Here is a 21944-nt window from a genome sequence, read left to right on the forward strand (position 1 = left end):
TATATGCGTGTATTATCTGATTACGATAGTGCCGTCTTTGTCTTTATGAATTGTTAGCCTGTAAGAGAGTGCAATTACTTTTAAGATATCATCTACGGTGTCAGTTTCCTCGAATGCACCGGTGAACTTTTCATCCCTGATAGCCCGGTTGGCAGTTTTTATTTTTATACCATAAATCTTTTCCATCTCCCCGAAAACTTCCGCCAAAGCTGACTCATTAAACTGGAGTTTTTTGCTGGTCCAGCCGGTATTCACTTCCGTTTGTTTATAGATATTGATTGCGCCATTTTCATACACCAGTTCCTCGTTTTCGCGCAACTGCTGTACTACCGTGGCCGCCGTTACCGCTACACTACCCGTTTTCACACTCACTTTCGGCTTTTCTATATTACTGCTGTCCGTCACCACGAAGCTGGTACCCAATACCTTTACCTGCAAATGCGGACCTGTAATAATAAAAGGCGCCGTTTGCGGCGTAACGTCGAAGAACGCCTCCCCATTTACACTGATGTTACGGTGTTTGCCACGGAAACGCTGTGGCCAGGTAAGCGTGGACCCACTATTTAAAATCACCACCGAACTATCGGGCAACGTAATTTTCTTTACCTGGTATTTCAGCGCAGTAGCGCTCTGCATAGGAATAGGATCGAGCCAGTCCTGCAACTCGAACTGATATTTATACCCCGCACCTGCCGCGATCATGATCAGCGCACTGGCAGCATACCGCCATACCCTGATACTCCTTACCGGGGGCGCTATTTCCCCACGGATCCTGTTCCACACTTCCTGCCCCTGCTCTTCTGCATCGGATGGGAGTTGCTTTTCTTCCCAGGCCTTATCCAGGTAACTGTTCAGCAATGTGGCCTCCCTGCGGGAAGCATTTCCCGACAGGTAATTATCGACCAATCTTTTAAACTGTGCTATATTCATCCGGAACATTCTTCTATAGATATGTTCCTTCAAAAGGGGTGCTTGTCCCGAAGATGTACGTTAAGGAATTATTAACACATGATTTCTGCCAGTACAATGGCCATGGCAATATGATGCCGCAATGCCTTTAAAGCCAGGTGGAGCTGGTTTCTGACGGTTTTTTCGGAGATATTCAACTGCAAAGCTATTTCTGTTATTGACAGCTGCTGGCGGCGGCTTAAAAGGAAAATCTGTTTTGTTTTTTCGGGCAAACCTGCCAACTGGGTATCTATTTCCCTGAATACATCGGTGGTTTCCATCTTTTCCCAGATATCATTCAATACCGGCATGATGTATTCCTGTACCCGGTCCAATTCTTCCGGCCTGTTCATGATTTCCTTTAACTTCTTGATAGATTGAAAGCGCACCGCCTGGTGGAGGTAACTTTCCAGGGAGCCTGTAATATTGAGCTTTTCTTTTCTTGCCCAGAGGGAGATGTACACCAACTGCACCACATCCTTTGCATCGTCTTTATTGCCGAGAATTTTTAACGCAAAGGCGTATAAGGAAGGCCAGTGGCGGTTGAAACATCTTTCGAAAGCTTTCTGGTCGCCGGTACGGATCAGGTCAATATCATCATGGGCATGCAGCATGGCAGTGGTTTGAGCAACGGAGGCGAAAATAGCCGTTTTTCAGGAGGGGATGGTTTAAGGTATTGTTATGTTTTTTGCAGCCCGTTTGCAGTTGGGTTCAGTAACTTGTTTTTATTTTTTATGAAAAAAGCGAGGATATTACTTGGGATGGTGTTTTTGGCGTGCGTGGCAGCGGCATTGCCTACTTATTATTATATGCCTGCGTATGAGGGTGGGGAGTGTACGGTGCGGACGATGATATACTACAGCTTGGGAACAGATACTTCCATGCAGGGTAAGAAAACTCGACTAGCAAAAGAACCAGGCTTATGTGAAACCTATGTGATAATTGGTCAAACTCCATGATTAAAACCGACTCTTAGAATTTCTTATTATCACAGTGGTCCTCATTTTTCTTATACGTGCTACTAAAAGGGAGGCTATCAACGCCTATATAACCCCTACTCCCAAACATACTTCCCTCTCTCTCTTTTCCTCATTTCTACTTGTTAAACAATAAACCACCTATCCATTTAATATAATCGATATCAATATGTATTAAAATTTTGTCGAACAAAATACGCCGTTACTTTAGCTAAAGTGAACGCTATTAATTACATCAGGTGCAGGTGTAAGCCAAACGGATCTTACTAAAGAAAAGCCCCATTTCTTATTTTCAAATTTTATAACCGCACAAAAAATGCGACTATCAAAATTACGATGTAAGATTGGTAACATCGCCTTTTACAAAACCCAAGTGGGATATCTTGACGTAAAAAAGTAGTATTAGCGCAAATCGTATCACCATAGACACAGCATATGCCAGCACCCGTAAGAACTTATCGGAGTTAGGCAGAACCCGAAGACTACAAGACGGTATTTAGTGTATTCCGCACGCTGCTCGCTAACATTAAAGATAGATATTCAATATCGCGGCTCCAATGCGAAACGATGAAGGTTATCAAGGCCGATGTAATCGGCCTAAGCGGACAACGCAATGTCATCAATGGCGGAACTGAGTTCCTGAAAGGCTTTTTAGTTCAACAGCAATGCACGTTTGACTACTACTCTGTTTGCTCTATTCATAACAGCCATTAACAAAGCCTAAGGACACCTCTCCTTTTAGACTAACCATGCTGACCAGCCCTCTCGGCACGATGTATTTCAAGGTCCTAGTTAGCAGTGCAGAAATAGATTTTGAAACGAAAAACATTATCAATAGCATAGTAAGTAGCGAGAAATTGTACTAGATGGAAATGACGCTACTGCGATCAATCTGTGCACTATAGCATTCTTAAAAAAAAATGCTTTAAAAGATATTTATCACTATAGCTATTCAATTAATGCATTTAACTCGGTTTGCCATAAAAGAGAATTTCTTTATCTCTTAAATTAATAACCACTACCAAATAAAATATAAAGTTCCTATATTCACCGAATACCATCTCAATATATAGCCGCCCCAGAACTCTAAGACGGCTTAATTAATGTAAATTAATTATGAAAAAACACAACCACAACTATCTATTATCCTGCAAAGCCAAGATTAGAGATCGGCAATAACACGAGCAGTACAAGTAGTTACATTTATCGCTGGCGAAGAAGAAAAAGTAGTTATCACACCACCAACAGAAGTAGTTTTTAGACGATCTTGTATAGTCATGTTTTGATCACATACACCAGTTACCTTACCGTTAATTACAGAAGTAGTATATTTGTAAAAGGTCATAAAGTTTCTACTAGCTTTAAATGCCAAAGCTGCACCAACAATTGCCAATAAAGCTAAAGTTATCAACGAAAATTTTGCTTGTTTCATAATTACAGAGGCTTTTTAATTCAAAAAGCTAAACTTTTTTTTAAAATAATTATTCGTACTTACTAACTTTCGGTTCCTATTTTTAACAACTAGTTTTGCACAGATACATTGAAGCGTTTTCAGAACTCATTTACTAAACAAATATGAATATTATACTCGATACTCGGCTCATATCCATATATTGCTAAATACTATTCTTATATACCACTAATGCAGAGTCGTCCCAGATATTCTAGGACGACTCAATTTACTAAATAACTGATGACGGATAGATACTAGCATTTTCGTTAGCATCCTCCGTTGTCTATTTAAAGATTAGAAACAACACGAGCCGTACAGGTGGTCACGTTCTGCGCAGTTGTAACAGAAACTGTTGTAACTGCACCACCAACAGCTGTGACTGTCAGATTAAGCTGTACTGCTTGCTTCTCGTCACAAATACCAGTTACATTACCATTAATGTTACTTGTGGTGTATTTGTAAAAAGGTTTTAAATTTCTATTGGCTTTAAATGCTAATGCTCCACCAATAACCGCAAATACAGCAACAGCTGTTAACGCAAATTTTGCTTTTTTCATAATGATAGATGCTTTTTTTTCAAAAAAGCGAAACTTTATTTAATAAAAAATGCCTACTCGTTTTTAATGGTTTTCGGCTTCCCCATTTTATCACTAAAAATCTACGGAAATACATTGAAGTGATTCCTATTCATTAAATGATTAAACTATGATGACGTAGAATATCCCTTTTCTTTAATTTATGTGTTTTAAAAAGAATACTGACGCATACATCAAACATAAAATAGTAAAGTCACTTACAACAAACCAATAACCGCTACAGTATTATATTCCAAAAATCTATTATTACTACAAAAGTAGTATTCAACAATGCTTAATAACTTCAGTCCATCACTTTTTCTGTAGAAATTAGTGATGATTTTAAAACCGGACTAACTTAACAACTCACTGGGACAGAATTTTACGTCTTACACTCGTTCCTATACTATCTAAGGTAACAGATCAACATCTTGTCATAGCTATAGCTATTTGGGTCAACGTAAGACAAATATCAATTCGTTTAGACTACTATTTGCTCAGATCAAAGTATATAATAAAGTAAATTTCATTGCTGGTCACGCATCAGGTAAGCATACTAAAATAATTATAAAAAACAAGAGTTGCAGTGGAAGAAAGAGTAAACCCTATCGATATTCATCTCAAAGAATATTTATTACAAAACTGACAGTTAGACTAACACTTGAAAAAGTGAATACTCACAATGCTTTGAAACTTGAACTATCACTGGATTTTACCACTCTAAATTCTTTATATAAATAAGATGGATCCTTATTAAACGCGCTATTTAAAACACTAAAAATATCGAGCCGTCCCAAATTATGGAACGGCTCGACTTCATAAACATTTAACGTAAATAGATGCAAGCATCATATGCTAACTCTACCCACGTAAAAATTAAAGAATGGGAGTAACACGAGCTGTACAAGTTGTTACACTCAGTGCAGGTGCTGAAGAAAATGTAGCAACTACACCACCAACAGCTGTAGTTTGATAACTTGTCCGATATGGGGCAGCCTGGTCACAAATACCAGTTACGTTACCATTAATGTTACTAGTAGTGTATTTGTAAAAAGTATTAAGGGTTCTATTAGCTTTAAACGCCAATGTACCACCAACAACTGCGAATACAGCCAAAGCTGTTAATGCTAATTTTGCTTGTTTCATAATGATAGATGCTTTTTAAATGCAAAAAGCTAAACTTTGTTTAATAAACATGCCTACTCATTTATAATGGCTTTCGGCTTCCCCATTCTATTGGGCCGATTTGACTTGCAAGTAAACAAACGGCCTATGTTGCGCAACAAGTTACTTCTCAGAAACAACTTTTATTTGATCATACTTAAGGGGCCCCAGATAAACTGAATTCAATTTGCCCTTAGAGCTATAAATAGCTGTACATGGAACGACGCTTGTATTAAAGTATCTACCAAATTTATACTTATAGTCGATTCCGATTTTAATATTATCGTACCTACTGAGCATATTTCTATCATAGAAGGATTTCATTTCAGCGTATGAATACGCAGTAAGCAAATAAATTTGCACATTCTGAAGCGATTCGATATGCTTCGTAATATTTTCTATCTCAGCCTGACAATAGGGACAATAAGGGCCAAAATAAAAAAGAACCGTAGGCTTGCCCGAAGGTATGTCTTTAATATTCATATGGGTAACACTATCTACCATTAAAAGATCCACATCTGGAAATAATTGCCCTTCTCGACCTGAGTAAATAGGCGTTACATAGTTCGCCTTATTGGTATTTTCAAAAATAGAGTATCCCATCAACTTACACACCCCTTCATAGGAGAACAAACCTACCACAGATGCTACGGTGACGAATAAAAAAAATTTGTTCCTCATACTAAATCAGCTTCTTGATTTGTTCATCTATATTGACGTATGCTCAGCACTACTTATGGCCTGATCTTTCAAGAATACATTCTTTGTATCTTGTGTTCCCCTTGCTGCCTTTACCAAAAATTCAATAAGTAGAAATGTAAACGACAAGGATATCAAAATAGGAAACAATTGAAACCTAAGTGCGATAGGGGACGCAAACACGCTAAAGCCAAAATTCACTGCCCACAATGTAGCTAATAATACCAATCCCTTCTTTAGCTCTTCGTTGTGTTTATATCCACGCAATAATACAAAACTGATCAGACTAAATACTAATACAACATTCATGGTACCGGTTAATACAGGATAGAAGTCCAATGTAGTTACCTGAAAGTCTTTGAAATAGCACTTAACTTTGTTACTCTTATAGTCAAACCATACTTTCGCCGTCTCATTAACACTGTCTATATTTGTATTATAATGATCCAAAAATTCCACAGGCGGCGAATAATACTTTATAGCATTAGGTATCAAATAAAACTTCATAAACTCAATAGGGTAATTTTTGATCAAAAAAGAACCATAATCTTTCATCATTGGAGCAACTGATGCCCACTTTTTCAAGGCTGAAGCAGAGCTATCCTTTTTAAATTCCTCCTCCATATATAAACAGAGCGGAGATCTAGGATCCCACATATATACAGTACTTGCAATTAATGACTCTGAAGGATGCGTTCTTATATCTCTGCTTGAATCGAAATAACTACGCACCATCCTATCTAACTTATGGAATTGGACTGGGACCTCCTTTCTATTTGCACTATCGACAAACCGATATGCATATAATGCATTATTTGCCAGCTGCCACCCAGTAAAGGGTGTAAATTGCCTATATCCAGTACCTTTCTCATATCTATTTGATGTTGTCCAAACAAATATCCATATTAAGACAATGCTTAGAAAAAAACCTGCGATATTCATCATTACTTTTCGCCTTGCTAACAACAATGCAACTACGCTTATAACAGGATAAAACAACGCGTTATACCTCACAGTGAACGCCACAAACAACACAATCGCATTAACGAATATCATCAATTTAGTTGGCCTATTCATAATCCATATCAACAGAGTAAACCAAGTCAAACTAAGTGCGAGAAAGAAAGCGTCACTTGATATATAATTTGCCAGGTACAAGTAAGCTGGATTAAATAACATTACACCAAATAAAAGTACTCGAGTTAATTTTGTGGGATTATAAAAGTAAAACAACGTAAACACAAGCGATAGCGTACTACATTGCAGTAAAAGATATTGCAACGCCACAACCACCGTATCAGAATGAGTAAAAACGCTGATCAAGCGAAGAAACTTTGAGTATCCGATTGGATAAGTATTAACAAAAGCATTATGATAAGCAGCTTCTAAATACACATAAGAGTCCCCATTTATAAATCCCGCAAAAGGATATAAAAACTTAAAAACAAGTAGCTGCAAAAAAATGGATAAAATTGCGACCCACGCAAACCATTTATTAGCAGGGTTCTTAAATACATAATCAATCAAACTTCCAGATATCGCTCCCCCCTTTTGAAGACCTACTTCTTCTAAAGGTTGATGCACAGCAACAGGAAAGCTATCACTATGTGCATTATTTTCTATAGATGTTGAAAAATCAGATATATTCATCGAGCCTTTTATTTAGCATCAAGATTATTGTAAAGTAATACTACGTGCACAACATTTAAATTGATCATCCACAAATAGATAAACAACAAAATGAAGAAATTACTCACTAGTAATAAAAAATTCTAGATCTAATGAATAGATTATATAATACTGGAAATATTCTCTATAGATATTTACATGGTTCATGTTACTTGAGGCTTGAGCTACTCAATTACACCCAATGATTATTGAATTTCTCTTTATTAAAATTAACAATTTCTAAATGGTTATTTTATTTACTAAATCAAAATTAGAATCAGTCACTGCAATCTCCATACAGCGGTATTTTTATTTACGAAACATATCGATCTTCAAATAATTAGTGCTTATAGAGTATACTGCTATTCGACTGCGTTTAAATGATTGAATTTACGGGAACCGGTAATTTGTCAACATGAAGCACTTATTGATCCTATTACTAATTGCATTATTTACCCTAGAGTTAGATGCCCAGTCCTCTCACTTGATGAAAATTAAGGGCAGTATACATGACGAAGAAATGAATGCTAGCCTAGCGAATGCTTCAATTATTTGTTTGTATGCCAAAGACTCCTCACGTATCAAGCTAGGTTTCACCGACCAAAATGGACATTTCTTCTTTGATAGCCTACCAAGGCAAAATCTCATTCTGTATATCACATACATGGGATATCAGCCGTTAATACACAATGTAAAAACGCAGGCAAATGTAGAAGCTATTGATGTTGGCATCATTCCAATGAAAAGAACTGGGATAAGTCTAGCTGAGGTAGAAATACTGCAAGAAACACCTATAGTAAAAATCATTAAGGATACAATAGAATTTAATGCAAATCATTTCAAAACAAAAAATAACGCTTCCGTTGAAGATCTATTTAAAAAAATTCCAGGTATCCAAATAGACCAAGACGGCACCATCCGAGTAAATGGAGAAGTAGTAAAATCAATTATGATTAATGGAAAAGCCTTCTTTGGAAATAATGATCCCAAAACTCTGAGTAGAAACCTCCAAGCCGATTTAATCGACAAAATACAAGTCTTTAACAAAATTTCTGAAAATGGTCTAGATAAAGGAGAAACGAATAAGTATATTAACATTACAATAAAAAAAAATAAACAAGATTTATTTTCCGGTGAACTTAGCACCGCATTTGGTACCTTAAACAGGTTCAGCGCAAAAGCCAATTTAAGTCGATTCAGAGAAAATCAGCAAATACTACTAATAGGCGATGGAAATAACACGAATGGAATTCCAGACATTAATTACGTTGGTGGAGGAGGCATAGTGAGAGCCTGGAACGTTGGAGCTAATTTCATGGAAGATCTAAATAGAAAGACAACTTTGAATGCTAGTTATTCTATGGACGACAAGTTTAAGATCGACGAACAAAAAAGTCTTAAGCAAAACTTTATTAGCGATTCTATACTATTCAACGATGAGGATTCAAGAACCAACAACCGCGATATCAATCACGGATTTTCGCTCCAATTGGAATACAAGCCCGACTCACTTCAGAAATTCACATTCTCTACTAACAATTCACTATCCCACAGTAGCAATACATTCAACAATAACTATGCATCTAATAAAAATAGCAAAAGTATAAATAACGGAATTGTAATTAACAATGGTGAGAACAATACAGGGGCATTATCTGGAGGAATAAACTATGAAAAAAATTTCAAAAAAAAAGGTCGCTCAATAATTCTTAATTTAAATTACGGAAATGGAAAAAGCAAAGAATCAAAATTTAACATATCAAGGAACACCTACTTCTTAGAAACTGGAGAAAGTAGAGCCGATACCCTCAATCAACACTTCAAGATAGATGCCAACAGTCAAAAAACTTTATTTTATATTAATTACACTGAGCCAGTACAAAAAAATGGATCGCTCACCTTTTTCCTTGGAACAGACCAGACAAATGACTCATACAATAAATCTGCATTCAGTTACAATACTACAAACACTTTATATGATAAGTACATAGATAGTATGAGTAACATATTTAGAAATGTATCCGCCCAATATTGCGGAAGAATAAGCTGGTATGTACAAAAAAACAAACTGAATTACATGATTTCGTTATCCAGTCTATCATACAACTTCAACAATAAAGACATACACCTAACCAACATATCACTACATAGCACTATACTATTACCTTTATTCAATCTTAATTATTCTATTAGTAATAACAAGCAAATTCGAGTACAATATTCGAAAGAAACCCAATTTCCTGACATCACCCAATTACAGCCTATACCAGATATCAGCGATCCCCTAAACCTCAAACTCGGAAACCCCAAACTTAAACCAGCTAGTTCTCATAGATTCGGTTTATCATACAATACTTTCGACGCTATATCTTTACGTACACTATATCTATCCATCCAAGGTAATATCAACAGCGATCAAATTATAAATGACACTAAAACTGACTCATTTGGCAGACAGATAATACAACCATTTAATCATTCAGGAGGATATTCTATTAGTTTTGACCTTAACCGCGGGCTGCCGATTAAAAAAAAGGCGAACACAATTACCATCATTACAAGATCAATACTCCAAAGCTCCATAAACTATGTAAATGGAAACAGGAATATTAACAATAAGTTATTAGCCTCACAAACAATTAGCTACAACTCAGATCAGATGAAACTATTTAGCTATGCATTATCAGCTAATATAAATTACAACTATGTTCATTACTCTAACGTACGTAGTAGTAACACAAATTATTTGAACTATACAATATCCTACAGCGGCAATGTAAATCTACCATTGGGAATTACTATAAGCACGCTTCTAAACTACAGTTATACTTCCGGGCTTACCGCTGCATATAACAACAATATCTGGATACTCAATACTTCAATTTCCAAAACACTATTCCAACACAAACAAGGCATGATTACATTTCAAGGATTTGATCTATTGAAACAAAACAAAAGTATCACTCGGAACATCGAGGTTAACTACATCGAAGACATTCGGACAAATACGCTAGCCCCATTCTTTTCCCTTAAATTCTCCTATTTCATGGGAAAAGGAAAAAAATGATCTCAATGTAAAATAAATGCGCTTTGATTCCGACTTAGTACTTCCTAGCGGAAGAAGTCATCCATTCAGGTGCAGGGTAATCACGCAAAAAATAATCAAAAAACTGCTTCATACGAGAACTAAAATCCTCTCCATCTTTACCGTATACCCCATGATTGCCGTCATACAATAAAAACCAAGATTTTCTTTTCGCCTGACATAACGACCAAAAAAAACCTTGTATATTTGATAAATTACAGATCATGTCTTCCCTGGTGTGCATTAGTAATAAAGGCGTTGTTACTAAATTAACCCGAAAAATAGGTGAGCTCCTGATATATGCCTCTCGCTTCTCCCAGAGCGTTCCCCCTATTCGAAACTGCCCATTTTCAAACATTCCCTGCATACTTTCGCCTGTTCCAGATAAACTCCCATAGTCACTTACCCAATTGCCGATACCGGACGCGGAACACGCTGCCGCAAATAAATTCGTATGAGTAACAACATACGTAGTCTGAATACCACCCCAACTGCAACCTTGTGCTCCGATTTTTCGAGGATCAACAAATGGAAATGTCAAGATGTACCTCACAGCCGAAATAATGGCATCATATGTTCCCTGCATAGGGTCACCTATTCGATACTTAATATCAGGGCAAAATACGAGATATCCACTACTGACATAATAGGGAATATTGATTTCACAACCATTATCAAGAACGTTAGGTTTTATATAGACATTTAAAGCATCTGATTTCCTTTCATAATAATGAAATATAACTGGATATTTTTTAGTGCTATCAAAATTATCTGGCTTGTATAAAACACCCTGCAACCTACTACCATCAAGGGATTTCCATTCATGCAATTCAGTCCTATACCAATTGTATAACTTTTGGGGCTGAATATCACTCAAGGGACTAAAAGTCCTAAAATTTTTGGTAAAGAAAAAATTGGGTGATTCATTTGCACTCATTCTTCGTACAATAAATTTATTTGAATTTGATGCTTTAAGCGGTGCGTAATTAATACCAGATGGAATACTTGGATTATCTTTAATATCATATACGTAAGGACTCATAATTAAAGAATCAAATCGATCACTTCTTCCTATCGTTGTCCTATAAAAACCATTCTCCTTCGTATCTAAGTTAAATGCATTTAACAAAAGTGACTCATTCTGTGAAATTGCTCTATGCGCGTATTCGTCAAGGGCTAAAAAAAACATAACGTTATGCTTATTCCCATATCCCGCAGTCAGATTAATTGGGAATGCTATACCTGATGGATCAATTTGCCAAATATCTCTTCTGCCATTAAGCAGCACAAAAGCATCATCTTTCCCCCAGGCAGCAATATACTGCCCATATCCAACATCATCGTTGGTCTTTAACCAATTTTCGCTAATTCCTTTAGTCAAACATCGCTTATAACCATTCTGTGTTTCGTAAACAAAGTAGTTCTTCTTCTCACCATCATAATAAATAACATACTTTCCAGAAGGAGATAGTTGTACAATCCTATTTTTCTTTAGATCGTCTAATTCAATTCTGCAATTACTCTTCATCGAAATAAGATACCAGAAAAATTGACTATGTATATTCCAATCAATCTCATCTGCGGGTGTCGTGACGTTTTGTTGACGTATCAATGCTACAGAATCTTGTATCTGGGGAAGAAACAACCAGTCATTTCCACTATCTAATCTAAAAAAATAATGATCAGACAAACGAATAATTCCTTTATACCGTCTTTCAGATTGTTCCATTACCTGCTGCCGTTGCAACTTACTATCCGTATAACTCCAAACATTTACTACAGATTCCATTCGTGGCAAAGTCGGATTACGTTCTCGCAAGTCTAAAAACAGGTATTCTCCATTTTTACTAAAATTAGATAAACCTTCAAAAGCATAAGTAGAATCCGACGGTACATTCAAATAAGTAACTGAATCAATTCCCTTTTTATAATAACATATCCTATTTAATTCATCTTCGAAAACAAAGGCAACTTGCCCCTTTTCATTATCTTTTACAATGTTGCCAATAGCTCCGCCATTCCATATTATCTTTTTGCGTCGCTTTGATTTTAAAAGTAACTTACTCCCTTGATCGTCTCTTTGCAAAAGCAATTTCATACTCCGTGTATCCATAACAATTGTACTTTTTTCCTTCATCTGTTCTTGTCTCAAATTTCTATTTAGATTTAACATTATCATGCGTCCAATCTTAGGCTGACAGATCAAATAATCATCACTAATCCAAAATGACGAAACATTAGGAACGTAGTGTATATCTAACCCACCTAAAGTGACTACACATAAAGTATCATTTGAATTTATCCAAATTGCCTTATCTGTCTTAGAAGTAAGTGAATAATATCCTTTAATAGTAGATTCTATCTTCCATTTTACTTGAGTACCCATTAAAACTAATCTCTTCTCATTTGATTGATTCTGTTCAATGACATATCCACAATACTTCCCATTGCTATTAATTTGTAAGAATGTCACTTCTTCCCAATTTTTTAAACTGTCAATATTTAAGGAAGGCTTAGAAACCACCAAAGGAGCCAAACTTTTATCATTAAAAGGATATTGTGTTTTTCCATCCACCGATGAAAGTAGGAATAAAAGCAGTAGAGACATCATATAGTTCATATGTCGTAAAACTTATTCTTTTCAGCGATGAATAAGCATTTTCAAATTAGACATGTAAACCGCATTCACCCTGCAGCGATATGTCCTCAATTTAAAAATACACTGACGATACTTTACAGTACGGCATCTTATCTTCGGACTAATATTATCTACTTCATCATTTAATACAATATCTGCATACTTGTATATTCGATACAGCAATTTCATAAATATAGGCAGGCCTGAATTCATCTATAACAAATAAAATTTCATAACCTTTAAACTTTAGCTTTTTGGCAAAAAAGCACATAATCTATGCTCAAAAGTAAAATCCTTCTAACTATTCTAGGCATTGTCTCCATTGCCGGCGGAGCACTAGGATATAAAGCTAATAGAGTAGCACACGTATTCTATCTTGACACAACAATAATGTTTCAAGGTGCTCCTCTTACCGTTTGCTCAGTAGCGACAACATATACACTTACACAAAGTCCGGTTGGTGTTAGAACAATAAAAGCGAGTACCATGTCGATCAATCAGAGTTGTCCTGTCATATCTGTAATTCCTAGTTTATAAAGTTCAGTTTATCAAAATGGATGCGTGATGATCATCTATTAAGACAAAATAATACTCTAATGCAAAGACAGCTGAGTATTCAGCTGCCTTTGCAAATTTACCACCCGAATAGTTCTAAAGATAGACTAGTATTAAAAGGAGAATTGTATTATATTCTTATTATTACTTTTGGATACTTTGCATTAATAATCCATTTTCAGGAAGCATTATACTTGAATCTAATTCAAACCCATTATCTATTCCTTTCAATTTAGCGGGAATACCTCTAGTCATCCACCTGGGAGCAACCTGTTCCTTCAAGTAGTGATCAAAAAATTGCTTCAACCTTATCGCATAGTCTTCCGCCGACTTTCCAAAAACTCCATGGTTACCATCTGTGTATTCCAGCAGCCAAACCTTTTTACCTAGTCGGCGCAAAGCAGTATAAAGTTCGAGTGCCTGAGAAAAAGAGCCACCGGCATCCTGCGTGGTATGCATTAATAGCAAAGGAGTAGTCACTTTATCCACATAAAAAATAGGTGAATTCTTAATATACCTTTCAGGATCTTCCCATAAGGGAACACCCATACGTCCTTGCCCATTCTCAAAATAGCTCTGAAAACTTTGCCCACCAAGGGTCACCTCATTACTAGCACTGACCCAATCAGAAATTGAAGAAGCAGAATAAGCTGCAGCAAATAGATTAGAATGTGTTATCAAATAATTAGTCTGAGCCCCCCCAAAGCTACAACCACCAATCCCCATTCTATCATGCCTAACAAAAGGTAGTTGTGAAATATATTTAGCAGCAGATATGACCGCGTCAAATGTACCTTGCATAGGATCGCCAATAACATAATCGATGTCCGGAGTAAAGACAAGGTAGCCATTACTAACGTAGGTAGGTATATTTATGTTACATCCATCATTAATGCTTTCAGGAGTTAAGTACTCATTCAATGAAAATGACTTTTTCTCATAATAATAAAAGATAACGGGATATTTTTTTAAAGAATCAAAATTCTCTGGCTTATAAAGTACTCCCTGTCCCAGCTTACCATCTTGTCTTTTCCACGTATGCAACTCTGTACGATACCAATTATATTTTCTTTCAGGATACTCATCGCTAATCTGTTGAAACTTTCTAAAATCATCTGTAAAAAAATAATTTGGAGCATCTGTTGCACTCATCCTGGAAACAATAAACCTATCTGCGTCTCGTGCTTTTACTGGCAACTCCTGTCTCCCAAACAAATAAGGATTGTCTATAAGTTGATAGATATAATTTCCCATAGTTAACAGTTTCGGATCTCCAATTTTATTAATCACAATCTTGTAGAATCCGTTTTGTTTATTGTTTATATTAATTGCATTAAAAATCAGCTTGTCAGTTTCTGAAAATATCCGACCATATGACTCGGGAAGAGCAAGATTAAAAACAATATTGTTGCGCAATCCATATCCATTTGTTATATTCACGGGTCGCTTTAACCCGGATGGATCAACTTTCCAAACATCAAATTTATCGTAAATTAAAACCCAATCATCATTACGTCCCCAGCAGCAAATTCCCCGCCCATAAGCAAATAGATCCTCTCTATAAATACTATTCCATGAGACATTTACTCCTGATGTAATATTCCGATAAACCCCTGATGCCACCTCGTAGCTAAAATAACTGCTATTCTCCTTATCATAGTATATAGCATACTTTCCTTCCGGCGAAATGGTAACCATATTAGCGCCTTTCAATTTCAATAATATATTTTTATTCTGCTTAACTGATTTTAAATAGTAAGATCTCTTCGCGAATGAATTCCAATACGCTTCAAATGCGTCTGCATCATTGGTAAGGTGTTCGATGATATATGCATCATTATCACGACTAGTGGACATTACAGATTCATTTTCTTTGCACAACGGGGTGATATGATGATTATCGCTATTTATCACAAATGAATATACAGGAGGTTGCTCCTGATTCATTAATTGAAGCGATTGCATTTTTATGTCAAAATAACTCCAAATGTTAACAGTAGAATTTTTTGCCTCTGAATTAATTTTCCCCTGCGCCAATTTCCTGATAGAAAAAGAAATATATTTCCCACTAACACTGATCTCTGCATAATCATCCAATACCCAAGAACTATCCATTTTTAAGATTGAATTATTCACCAATAAGTTTAATCTATCCTTTCCTCGTTCATAAAGCCATATAGATTTTCCGCCGCAAGTCCTATCAGAAATTATAAATACTATCGAGTTAGAGTTAGGACCCAGTTGTAAGCCAACTAACCCCTTACCTTTCCATACGTTAGTTAGTTTTTCACTATTGAGGTCCAAAAAACTAACTGACTGGCTATTATCTATATTGTTTTCTGTTTGAAGGATTAAGCCTTTACCATCTGCAGTAAAATAGGAGCTATTAATAGCTGGATACACTTTTCTCCTTCCAGAATGAGTATTATATAAAATAAGACTATCAGACATCTTGTATTTAAAACAAATCCATCCTTTTCCACTTGTAGATGTGGAAAAAAGCTGAACCCCGGGTATTTTCTCTATATGATCGCTACCTAATCTAATTATAAACAAAGTATCCTTGCATATGTATGCAGCAAATCGACTATCACCAGTAAACTCAATACCATTAATACCAGGCAGCTTCATCTTCCAACGACTAAGACCATCAGTTAAAACCGTAGCAACGTTACTAGTCATTGAGTCATTCTTTACTATGTAAGAGACAAATGCTCCATCATTAGTTATCTTTCCCCATTCAACATGTGTCCATCTCTTATAAGCGGTTGTATCTATCACCCGTTTTTCTACTTGTGTTGAACGAAAATGAATATCGGAAACAGTCTCTTGCGCATTCGCATATTTAACTCCCATCAGGAATTTTAATAAAAAAAATATCAAAACTATACATTTATTCATTGGAATGAATTTATTCGATTCGTAAATATTAATGGCATTAAAGATCAAATTGATAAGTTAACTAATCTTAATGAACTCTTATTGCAGTAAAATGTGAGTTCCAAAAATGAGTTTCTACAGAATCTATTTTTCACAAATAAACAGCTTAATGTAGATCAAAAACATCTATATAGTATACTCATTTTTACGAATCAAGGTACCAGAAGAAAACGATAGTCAATAGTATATGAATTAAATATAATATTTAAATGAAAAATAAAAAAATTAGTACGAATTGCTTCCAATCAGTGTACTTATTAACAACACCCAATTACCCTTGCTAAAACATAAATAAATAGTACTATATGAACATCATTACCTTTGGGGTTTCTGATCGTCGTAAGGCGCGCTTAATAATTGCGGTACTGATTTGTATTTATTACTCCAGTCCAGTACTTGGTATTGCTAATTGTCAAATACAAAAAGTTACCATATCCGCTAATAATATACCATTGGGGCTGGTATTCAAAAAAATAAAACAACAAACAGGAATTATTATTTATACCAATTTGCCTGAAACCGAATTCAGTAACCAAAAAAAGGTAAGTGTTAATTTCCGTCAAACTGAAATCAACGAAGTAATGGTTTTTTTGCTTAATGATAAAAAAGAGCTAACATATTCATTAACCGACCGTCATATTATCATTTTTAGAAAATCGGATCTGTTCATGAAGAATCCTATTTCTTTAGCAAAATCTGATACTATATCAAATAGTTTTGACTTGTCTGGGAAAATAGTCGACAAAGATGGTAATCCTATACCTGGAGCTTCCGTTAAGAAAAAAAGTGATTTTAAACATGGTACCATTTCCAATGCAGAAGGAGGATTTCGTTTACCTGATGTTAATAAGGGCACTATAATTGTCTTTAGCTCTATCGGATTTGAATCAAAAGAGTTAATTACTGAAAATAGAAACATACTCGTCCAGTTGAATACGCATACCAATATACTGGATGAGAAAGTAGTGATTGCTTATGGAAGTACCACCAAACGATTAAATACTGGAAATGTTGGAAGCTTAAAAGCGAAAGATATTGAGAAACAACCTGTAAGCAATCCTTTAACTGCATTGCAGGGTCGAGTACCTGGTATCTTTATTGAGCAAGCGAGTGGCTTACCTGGTGCAGGTGTAAAAGTCCGTATTCAAGGAGTTAATAGTTTGGCCAGTGGAAATGATCCATTTTATGTTGTCGACGGCATCCCCTTTGTCTCACAACTGCTACCAACCAATAATACAATAGGTGGAACCTCTGGAGTTACTGGAATCAATGGAAGTCCCTTTAGCTATATTAATTCAGCAGACATTGAGAGTATAGAAGTATTGAAAGATGCTGACGCTACTGCCATCTATGGTTCCAGGGCCGCCAATGGCGCAGTATTAATTACCACTAAAAAAGGTAAGCCAGGCCTGACAAAAGTAAATTTAACATTTCAAAACGGATGGTCGCACATTCAGAAAAAATTAGACTTACTAGACACAAAGGAATATCTTATAATGAGGCATGAAGCAATAAAAAATGATAATACTACTGTATCGCCATCTGATGCAGATTTGAATGGCACCTGGGATACTACACGCAATATTGATTGGCAAGAAAGGTTAATTGGACGTACAGCGCAATATACGGATGCTCAATTCAATATATCCGGAGGTAACGCTGCAACTCAATACCTATTTGGAGCGGGATATCACAAAGAAACAACTGTATTTCCCGGTCCTTTTTCAGATGCAAAAGGATCAGTACATGTAAATTTAAATAGCAACTCCCCTAACCAAAAAATTAAGATTCAATTTACATCCTCATACATTTTTGATGACAACAGATTGCCACTACTAGACCTAACGCCTTTTGCCATAACGCTGGCTCCGGTAGCACCAGAACCCTTTCTTCCTGATGGAAAAATTAACTGGCAACCTAATGAAAGTGGCGGCACAACCTATAGTCAAAACCCCCTTGTTAAAAATACGGTAAAAAGTAAAAACCAAACCAGCAATTTAATTAGCAATGCAATTCTAAGTTACGAAATTATACCTGGTCTGACTATTAAAAGCAGTTTTGGATATAATAGTCTACTGACTCATGAAATCCTAAAAACTCCTGCATCCATAAGCCCCCCAGAATATTCATCGTACGCCTTAAATGTAACCCAGTTTGTGACAAATAGGATAAGCTCCTGGATTATAGAGCCTCAAATACAGTATATAAAAAAGATCAGCCAAGGGGATTTAGAGATCATGGCAGGAGCGACCGCCACCCAACAAAATAGTGATCAGGAAAGCATAACAGCTTACGGGTTCAATAATGAACTGATTATGGAAGATCTTGGATCAGCTCCCAATATGTTTGGAACTACTCTAAACGCTATATATAAGTACAATGCTATTTACAGCAGAATATCCTACAATTGGATGAACAAATATATTCTTAATCTTTCCGCACGAAGAGATGGTAGTTCTAGATTTGGTCCCAAAAGCCAGTTTCATAATTTTGGATCCATAGGTGCTGCATGGATATTCTCTCAAGAACAGTTTTTCCAGGCAAATATGCCCGTTATAAGTTTTGGTAAACTAAGAGGAAGTTATGGTACAACTGGTAATGATCAAATTCCTGATTATCAATTCCTGGATGTCTATAGCTCCATTCCTGTCAGTGGAAATCCTTACCAAGGAGCATTAGGACTTTCTCCCTCACGAATAACTAATCCTTATTTGCAATGGGAAGCAACCAAAAAATTACAGTTTGGATTAGATCTGGGATTTATAAAGGATAGAATACTATTTGGTGTAAACTATAATCAGAACAGATCATCCAATCAATTGCTATCTACTTCCCTACCCGGAATTACAGGGTTTAGTGGGATAATGGCAAATTTCCCAGCGGTTATTCAAAATACTGGATGGGAAATAACACTTTCAACAATAAACATAAAAACTAATCATTTTACTTGGAGTACAAATTTCAACATTACCATCCCTAAAAACCAAATGCTTTCTTATCAGGGATTAGATAAAAATAATTCCATCTTCATAGGCAGGTCTCTTTCAGTCAGAACATATTTTGATTATGCAGGTGTGAACGACACTTCCGGAAAATATCAATTCAGGGATCTAAAAGGCAATCTTACTTACACCCCATCTTCGCCGACCGATAAAACAGTCATATACAACTTTGATCCAAAATTTTACGGCGGTTTCCAAAATAATTTCACTTACAAAGGATACTCACTAGACATCTTCTTTACTTTTATAAATAGAATGGGCACTGATGGTTACAGTTATGGCATAAATAATGCCTTTCCAGGTAGTTTTTTAGGAGGAACAAACAATCAATTAACAAGTGTTCTTGATCGCTGGCAAAAACCTGGTGATAAAGCTACTCATGAACAATTTAGTACAGATGGATTTACAAGTCTCACTAATATCAACAATAGCAGCGCTAGTATTGTCGATGCATCTTACATAAGATTAAAAAACATATCAGTTTCATGGCAAATTCCAGATTCATGGAAGAAAAGTGCGCGCCTTCAAGATGCCCGATTATTTATAAATGCCCAAAACATACTGACCATCACAAAGTATAAAGGATTAGATCCTGAAACAACTGGTTACTCCTTACCTCCACTAAGAACGATATCTGTAGGTGCACAAGTTACGTTGTAACAATTATTGGCAATAAGTAAAACAACCAACATGACGTCAACATTATACTTTAGAAAAAATTCTATTAAAACTAGTTTACTTATCATAAGCCAGTGCATTTTTGTATTGACTTTCATCGGCTGTAGAAAGTTGTTGGAGGTAAACGCTCCTACTACTACTATAAGTGCGAAAAACGTTTACACAAATGATCAAACAGCAGCAGCCGCGCTTACTGCTATATATGCGCAAATAAGTGCTAGTAATTTAATTGGAACAAATTTAAACTCAGTAGGATTCATAACCGGGCTTTCAGCAGACGAGCTAACACTATATAGCGGATATGCGGATAACCAATTAAAAGCCTACTATCAAAATCAGATACCAGTTGATGTCTCAGCATTTTGGTCAGTTATCTATAACGAAATCTATATATCCAATGCTGCCCTTGAAGGACTTAATAGTTCAAATTCTTTAACCACCGCTGTAAAAGAACAGCTATTGGGAGAAGCTAAATTCATCAGAGCCTTCTGTTACTTCTACCTGGTAAACCTATATGGCGATGTTCCTCTAATATTAGGAACAGATTACAATCAAAATAAGGTGATGTTCCGTACGCCAAAAGAGAAGGTGTGGCAGCAAATTATCACCGATCTTACAGACGCTAAATCATTATTATCACCCTATTATTTGGATGGAACTCTTTTAAACAAAACTACTGAACATGTGAGACCTACCAAGTGGGCCGCTATTGCCCTTCTAGCAAGGAGCTATTTATATACTCGCGATTGGAAAAATGCAGAAACGCAGGCCAGTGAGACCATTAACGATGGCATCCATTCGCTGGATTCTCTTAACAAAGTATTTCTGCGAAATAGCAATGAGTCGATCTGGCAGTTGCAACCAGTAAATCTGGGGGCAAATACTGAAGAACCAAAAATATATATTATACCTACCACAGGTTTATCAGCTACCACTCCGGTCTATGCCAGTTTACAGCTAATCAACAGTTTTGAACCAAATGACCAACGAAAAAAGAACTGGCTTGATACAGTGCGTTCCTCAGACAGTCTTTACTATTTCATTTACAAGTATAAAATTGCGGCCGTTACGATAGGTGAGGATCCAAAAGAATATAACACTGTATTACGACTTGGAGAACAATATCTAATACGAGCCGAAGCAAGAGCTCAACTAGATGACTATGCAGGCGCCAGATCTGATTTAAATGCTATTCGCCAAAGGGCTGGAGTGAAGGAATCTGCAATAAACGAAAAAATGGCCCTACTGGAATCTATCTATCATGAAAGACAGGTAGAATTATTTACCGAATGGGGGCACCGATGGTTAGATTTAAAAAGAACAAAATTGATAGACCCTGTGATGGGAATAGTCACTCCTCTAAAAGGAGGAATTTGGAATACTAATCAACAATTATTCCCTATTCCGCCATATGACATTATATATGATGGAAACCTAACTCAAAATCCAGGGTACTAACTAATGCCATTCAATAGGAGATTATAACGATCATCATCCATTTCATAAGACCACAATTCAACTAAATAATAAGATAATGTGTAAAAAAATTAATTTGATAGGAA

The 21944-nt window shown here is 36.0% G+C and carries 13 protein-coding genes; 4 read left to right on the plus strand and 9 right to left on the minus strand.

Features of this window, described 5'->3' with window-relative positions; all coding sequences use genetic code 11:
- Positions 1-12: 12 nt before the first annotated feature.
- Both BMW79_RS28455 and BMW79_RS28460 read right to left on the minus strand, forming a co-directional pair.
- Positions 13-930: a FecR family protein gene (locus BMW79_RS28455; protein WP_177192375.1), complete on the minus strand. Its 918-nt coding sequence runs from the start codon at positions 928-930 to the stop codon at positions 13-15.
- A 71-nt stretch (positions 931-1001) separates the two neighbouring features.
- Positions 1002-1562, minus strand: coding sequence for an RNA polymerase sigma factor (locus tag BMW79_RS28460; protein WP_089901341.1), 561 nt, complete (start codon positions 1560-1562; stop codon positions 1002-1004).
- Between the two features lie 930 nt (positions 1563-2492).
- Here BMW79_RS28460 and BMW79_RS34010 point away from each other — a divergent pair.
- Positions 2493-2639: a hypothetical protein gene (locus tag BMW79_RS34010; protein ID WP_177192376.1), complete on the plus strand. Its 147-nt coding sequence runs from the start codon at positions 2493-2495 to the stop codon at positions 2637-2639.
- Positions 2640-3087: 448 nt separating this feature from the next.
- Here BMW79_RS34010 and BMW79_RS28465 read toward each other — a convergent pair whose 3' ends face one another.
- The 5 genes from BMW79_RS28465 to BMW79_RS28485 all read right to left on the minus strand — a co-directional run bounded on the left by BMW79_RS28465 (position 3088) and on the right by BMW79_RS28485 (position 7466).
- Complete coding sequence (locus BMW79_RS28465; protein ID WP_089901344.1) at positions 3088-3357, minus strand: hypothetical protein; 270 nt, start codon at positions 3355-3357, stop codon at positions 3088-3090.
- A 308-nt stretch (positions 3358-3665) separates the two neighbouring features.
- A complete protein-coding gene (locus BMW79_RS28470; protein ID WP_089901346.1) occupies positions 3666-3935 on the minus strand; it encodes a hypothetical protein in 270 nt (89 codons plus the stop codon).
- Positions 3936-4829: 894 nt separating this feature from the next.
- Positions 4830-5099: a hypothetical protein gene (locus BMW79_RS28475; RefSeq protein ID WP_089901349.1), complete on the minus strand. Its 270-nt coding sequence runs from the start codon at positions 5097-5099 to the stop codon at positions 4830-4832.
- A 141-nt stretch (positions 5100-5240) separates the two neighbouring features.
- Complete coding sequence (locus tag BMW79_RS28480; protein WP_089901352.1) at positions 5241-5798, minus strand: TlpA family protein disulfide reductase; 558 nt, start codon at positions 5796-5798, stop codon at positions 5241-5243.
- A gap of 27 nt (positions 5799-5825) precedes the next feature.
- Positions 5826-7466 carry a hypothetical protein gene (locus BMW79_RS28485; protein WP_089901355.1) on the minus strand — a complete coding sequence of 547 codons (1641 nt, stop codon included), beginning with the start codon at positions 7464-7466 and terminating at the stop codon, positions 5826-5828.
- Between the two features lie 433 nt (positions 7467-7899).
- On the opposite strand from BMW79_RS28485, the gene BMW79_RS28490 reads away from it, so the two are divergent.
- Positions 7900-10551, plus strand: coding sequence for an outer membrane beta-barrel protein (locus tag BMW79_RS28490; protein ID WP_089901358.1), 2652 nt, complete (start codon positions 7900-7902; stop codon positions 10549-10551).
- 34 nt (positions 10552-10585) lie between these two features.
- On the opposite strand, the gene BMW79_RS28495 is transcribed toward BMW79_RS28490, so the two are convergent.
- Both BMW79_RS28495 and BMW79_RS28500 read right to left on the minus strand, forming a co-directional pair.
- On the minus strand, positions 10586-13189 hold the full coding sequence (locus BMW79_RS28495) for an alpha/beta hydrolase family protein (RefSeq protein ID WP_089901361.1): 2604 nt from the start codon (positions 13187-13189) through the stop codon (positions 10586-10588).
- A 717-nt stretch (positions 13190-13906) separates the two neighbouring features.
- Positions 13907-16663, minus strand: coding sequence for an alpha/beta hydrolase family protein (locus tag BMW79_RS28500; RefSeq protein ID WP_089901365.1), 2757 nt, complete (start codon positions 16661-16663; stop codon positions 13907-13909).
- A 344-nt stretch (positions 16664-17007) separates the two neighbouring features.
- Between BMW79_RS28500 and BMW79_RS28505 the strand changes: the two genes are divergently transcribed.
- Positions 17008-20364 (plus strand): SusC/RagA family TonB-linked outer membrane protein, encoded by a 3357-nt coding sequence (locus tag BMW79_RS28505; protein WP_089901368.1) that lies wholly within the window; start codon positions 17008-17010, stop codon positions 20362-20364.
- Between the two features lie 30 nt (positions 20365-20394).
- Entirely contained in the window at positions 20395-21840 is a 1446-nt protein-coding gene (locus tag BMW79_RS28510) for a RagB/SusD family nutrient uptake outer membrane protein (protein WP_089901371.1), read from the plus strand.
- Positions 21841-21944: the final 104 nt, after the last annotated feature.

Source organism: Chitinophaga arvensicola, assembly GCF_900110835.1.
Classification (GTDB): Bacteria; Bacteroidota; Bacteroidia; order Chitinophagales; family Chitinophagaceae; genus Chitinophaga; species Chitinophaga arvensicola.